This window comes from Robbsia andropogonis (assembly GCF_000970345.1).
GTDB classification, from domain to species: Bacteria; Pseudomonadota; Gammaproteobacteria; order Burkholderiales; family Burkholderiaceae; genus Robbsia; species Robbsia andropogonis.
In genome coordinates, this window is sequence record NZ_LAQU01000086.1 from 1 (window position 1) to 4,492 (window position 4,492).

At 54.4% G+C, this 4,492-nt stretch carries 6 protein-coding genes; 5 read left to right on the forward strand and 1 reads right to left on the reverse strand.

Annotated elements, in window-relative coordinates; all coding sequences use genetic code 11:
• From WM40_RS25630 to WM40_RS25645, 5 genes are all read left to right on the forward strand, one after another.
• The coding region (locus tag WM40_RS25630; protein ID WP_046154437.1) for a hypothetical protein at positions 1-667 on the forward strand (667 nt) is incomplete at its 5' end.
• A 91-nt stretch (positions 668-758) separates the two neighbouring features.
• Positions 759-1,502: an acyl-CoA dehydrogenase family protein gene (locus WM40_RS31855; RefSeq protein WP_236693703.1), complete on the forward strand. Its 744-nt coding sequence runs from the start codon at positions 759-761 to the stop codon at positions 1,500-1,502.
• Between the two features lie 5 nt (positions 1,503-1,507).
• Positions 1,508-2,041, forward strand: coding sequence for an acyl-CoA dehydrogenase family protein (locus WM40_RS31860; RefSeq protein ID WP_236693704.1), 534 nt, complete (start codon positions 1,508-1,510; stop codon positions 2,039-2,041).
• Positions 2,042-2,108: 67 nt separating this feature from the next.
• Positions 2,109-2,906 (forward strand): SDR family NAD(P)-dependent oxidoreductase, encoded by a 798-nt coding sequence (locus tag WM40_RS25640; protein ID WP_024906063.1) that lies wholly within the window; start codon positions 2,109-2,111, stop codon positions 2,904-2,906.
• A gap of 78 nt (positions 2,907-2,984) precedes the next feature.
• Positions 2,985-3,929 carry an SDR family NAD(P)-dependent oxidoreductase gene (locus WM40_RS25645; RefSeq protein ID WP_236693705.1) on the forward strand — a complete coding sequence of 315 codons (945 nt, stop codon included), beginning with the start codon at positions 2,985-2,987 and terminating at the stop codon, positions 3,927-3,929.
• A gap of 62 nt (positions 3,930-3,991) precedes the next feature.
• Here WM40_RS25645 and WM40_RS25650 read toward each other — a convergent pair.
• On the reverse strand, positions 3,992-4,492 hold a 501-nt coding region (locus WM40_RS25650; protein ID WP_046154438.1), incomplete at its 5' end, for an IS3 family transposase.

A 4,492-nucleotide genomic window follows, 5' to 3' on the forward strand; every position in this document is an offset into this window, starting at 1 on the left:
GCTAATCAACGACTTCCCGTCGCTACAGCTGTTTGACGATCCTTTCCAGTCTGAGGTGGTTGCTTTCGGCGCGGCGGAGGTGGAAGGGCAAATAAGGCCTTACGCGCTGCGCCTGAAGTTCAGCGAGGGTCACCTCTCCGAGGTCGAGGAGGTTATTAGCACTGCCTGCGTGGGGCATTTCGCGGACGCTAAGCAACTACTCAAGCCCGATGTGCTGTACGACGCCCCTGTTCCTCCACACCGGTCCTCTGAGCGCGATACGTTGAAGTCTGTGGCGGACAGCTATTGGTCGGCTTTGCAAGAGAGCGACGGGAGCCTTGCACGGTTCGCCTATCGTTGCGACCGATACGACAACGGCAAGAAAATCACCAACAACCTCTCAATTCTGTTGTCGGACGATGCTGCGGTGCATACGCCGGCAAGTTGCGTCTACGCGACCCGGCCAGCGCGGCCAATAGCGCGCAACCGGCGCTTCCCTATCTTGGATCGTCGGTTGGGTATTGTGGTCAGCTTCGTACTCGTTGACTTCCATCCTGCGCCGCATTTGGATCGATCTGATTGTGGCACCTTTTATATGGCAGGGGTTTTCAAGGTTACGGACGGTGAGATCCGTAGCCTCGACGAGATACGGGAAATACTTCCGCTGGGTGTCACGGAAGTATGGTGAAGGACATTAAGCCGCCTTGTTTTTCGATTCCCTGTAAGGCGAAATAAGTTTAACTGTCAAGTGGCAGTCAATTTACCCAGTTGAGGCGGTGATGAACAGAGTCGACAACACATCCATACATGAGTCAGCGTTTTCTTCTCAAAAGGGGCGGAAGATTCGAGATGCAGTACTTAATCTCGTGCCGATCATTCGAGAAAACGCTCCAGAAGGAGAGAAATTGGGGTGTCTGCCGCCGGCTACGCTCGAAGCATTGGATAAAGCTGGCGCATTCAAGCTGTCCGTGCCGGAAAAATTTGGGGGTTATGCGCTGGGCGCGCGCGATCTTGCGGAGATAATTTCTGGGATTGCACAAGGTGATGGCGCAGCAGGTTGGGTTTCCATGATTGCGTCCGGATTCGCGCGCGTTATGCTTACTTTCCCGGACAAGACGGTCGAGGAGGTTTATCGGCGCGTGCAAGATTGGCAAGGACCGGTGGTAGCCAGTGCTTCTCTTTTTTCAGATCGCATTCAGCGCGCTCGCCGCGTTGATGGGGGCTATGTCGTCGAAAGCGGAGGAAAATGGGGCTTTGCAAGTGGCTGTAAGCATGCCGCTTTCCTGGTCGTGGGCGCCCAGGTCGACGACGTTCGAGGAATGATACTTCTGGAGCGAGGCCAATATGAGATTGTGGACGACTGGAACGTAATGGGCCTTTGCGGCTCGTCTAGCAATAGTATTGTTGTGAAGGAAGATGTGTTCGTGCCAGAGCCTCGTTTCGCGGATCTAGCTAATTTGCCTGAAAATCTGGGCAATTTACGCAACCGTTTTAGGGACTGGGTTATCAGCTGGATGGTCTAGGCCTCATGCTTATTGTGGCGATGGAGACGATGGCGATCACGCTCGGCATGGCGCGTGGTGCCTACGAGTGTTTTGTAGAACAGTGCGCTTCCAAAAAGCCATTTAATCTGCCATATAACACATTGGCCGAGACCCCCTCTATCCAGGTCGTCGCAGGAAAGACAAAGGCGATGATCAATGCTGCCGAGGCACTGATCTTCTCTCGCGCTGATTATATAGATCGCAAGGCGATTGCTTCTTCTGCTTTCACGCCGGCGGAAGAAGCTGAGATTATGATGGATTTTGTGCACGCTGGTAATGTTTGTGGGGCGGCGGTCGATATGATCCAGATTGCCCTCGGGTCGTTCACAGTGAGTTTGAAAAACCCTATCCAACGCTATGCGCGCGATATACGCGTCGCTTTAACTCATGGTTCCACGCGACTGGATCCTGCATCGGAAATCAGTGGGCGCCAGCTGATGGGGCTGCCCCCGTTGGGTGGATTCGCCGCAGCTGTTCCTGGCGTTGACAAAGCCCAGCGTGCATCAATTGCTGCTTGAGAAGAGCCGGATGATTTTTAATTTCTAGACAGAAAAAGTTCGATTTTTTGGCTAAAAAAGGATTTTTATGCAACTAGACCTTCAAGGCAAGCGCTGCCTCGTCACTGGAAGCAGTTCGGGTATCGGGAGAAGTGTTGCTCTCGAGCTGGCAAAGGAAGGCGCGGAAGTTATCGTTCATGGACGGGATGCGGCGCGCACGCGTAAGACTGCCATGGAGATTCGGTCTGCGGGCGGAACCGCCTTTGAAGTACTTGGTGATCTGATGAACGAGGCGCAGGCCCAGGCCATCGCGGACGATGTCCTTGCCCTCGGTGGTGTGGATATTCTTGTGAATAATGCCGGAGGGCGGCATGAGGGATGGTCTCAACTAGGTTGGCTCGGCAACAAGGGTGCGAACTGGATCGAAACATACAAGCAGAACGTCGTATCCACAGTAACCCTCATCAACGCTTTGGCGCCGACGATGGCTGAGCGTGGCTGGGGGCGCATTATACAAATTGCCAGCGCCATCGCGCTGCACCAGCCGCCCAACTTCCCGGATTACCAGGCGGCTAAGGCTGCGGAAATCAACCTTTCACGTTCCCTCTCGCGAAGCATGGCCGGTAGCGGGGTGACGTCGAATGCTATCAGCGCCGGCATCATCCATACTCCCGGTTCCGACGCCGAACTCGTCAACATCGCTCGCGGCGCGGGCTTTGGCGAGGAATGGTCTGCGCATGAGCGGGAGCTAGCCCTCAATATTTTTCGCCAAAGTACGGGCCGCGTTGGCAGACCCGAGGACATCGCTGCAGCGGTTTGCTTTCTTTCTAGCCCACGCGCGGATTTCATTACAGGAATTAATATGATCGTTGATGGTGGGATATAGTCGCCGCGCTTAGTACCATGCCGTGATGGCGGGCCATAGGACGAGGAGAAAGCTAAGATGACTCAGGTGCATACGTCGATGCGTGATGTCGAGGGCAAGATCGCGTTTATCACTGGCGGTAGCAGTGGAATCGGCCTAGGCGTCGCACGAGCATTCGTCAACGCCGGTATGAAGGTCGCGTTTTCCTATCGGACGCAGCCGCACCTGGAACAAGCAATGGGCTTTTTCCGCGGTAAAGAACACATGGTGCATGCTATCAATGTCGATGTGACTGATCGACCCGGCATGGCACAGGCTGCGGATGAGACTGTTCGCCGGTTCGGAAAGGTTCACGTGCTAGTCAATAACGCCGCTGTGGGAATGATCACCGGTTTAGTCGATGCCACATTCGATGACTGGGATTGGATGACGAGTGTGAATATCGACGGCGTTTTCAACGGGATTCGGGCTTTCCTTCCTTTGATTCGTGCCCACGACGAAGGTGGTCACGTTGTTAGCACATCATCCATGGGAGGGCTCGTTGTTGCAAAGGCGAGCGTTTATTCAGCAACGAAATTCGCCGTGGTTGGAATGATGGAAGGTCTGCGAACTGAACTATACGATACCAACATCGGCGTATCGGTGTATTGCCCAGGAGGCGTAAACAGTAACATTCGCCACTCCGATCGTAACCGGCCTAAACACCTGTCGGCGAGTGGCCTCGTGCCTGGGTCGAAGGAGATCGGATTTCCGGACGGCCTGCGTGAACGGTGCCTTCAACCGGGCGCCGACGGTCCATGCATGGATGCCTTGGAGGCTGGTGAATGGGTGCTTCATGGGATTCGTAATAACGTCATGTACATCTTATCGCACCCTGAATTCGAGCCAACCGTTAGAGATCGCGCCGAGGCGTTACTTGCGTCGTTCCCCACGTGCAAGCGAGTCGTGCCGCAGTCGAGGCTTAACGATGAACGTGAAATACTGAGGCCCCAAATGTATGTGATCGAACGAGAACGGGCGATTCAGGGCGGGTTCGTGTTCTAACTTATCGTAAGCCTGAATCGCCCCGGATTTGAACTGACCCCCGAACGTTGGACGGTTTAACGTCAGCAGATTCCCGCCCGAATCCGATAGTCAACAGGACTCAAGCCACCAAGCTTGACCTTGATACGTTGCTGATTGTAATAGTGAATATACTCTTTCAAACTCGCGCGTAACGCATCGATGTCGGCGAATTCGCTCAGATGGAAGCGCTCCGCCTTTAACGTGCCGAAGAAACTTTCCATCGCCGCATTGTCGAAGCAATTGCCTTTTCGCGACATGCTTTGCGTGATACCCCGCCGTGCCAACTCAGCTTGGTACAGGGGCATTCGATAGTGCCAACCCTGGTCCGAATGCAGAAGTGGCTTGGCCGTCTTCCCGCGTGCCTTCACCGCCTTTTTAAGCATCCCCATGACCATCGAGAAGTCCGGACGAATGCTCGATTCATAGGCCACAATCTCACCATTGTAGAGGTCCAGGACTGGGGAGAGGTACAACTTTTTACCCCCAACGCGGAACTCGGTCACGTCCGTGACCCATTTCTCATTTGGTCGTGTCGCTGTGAA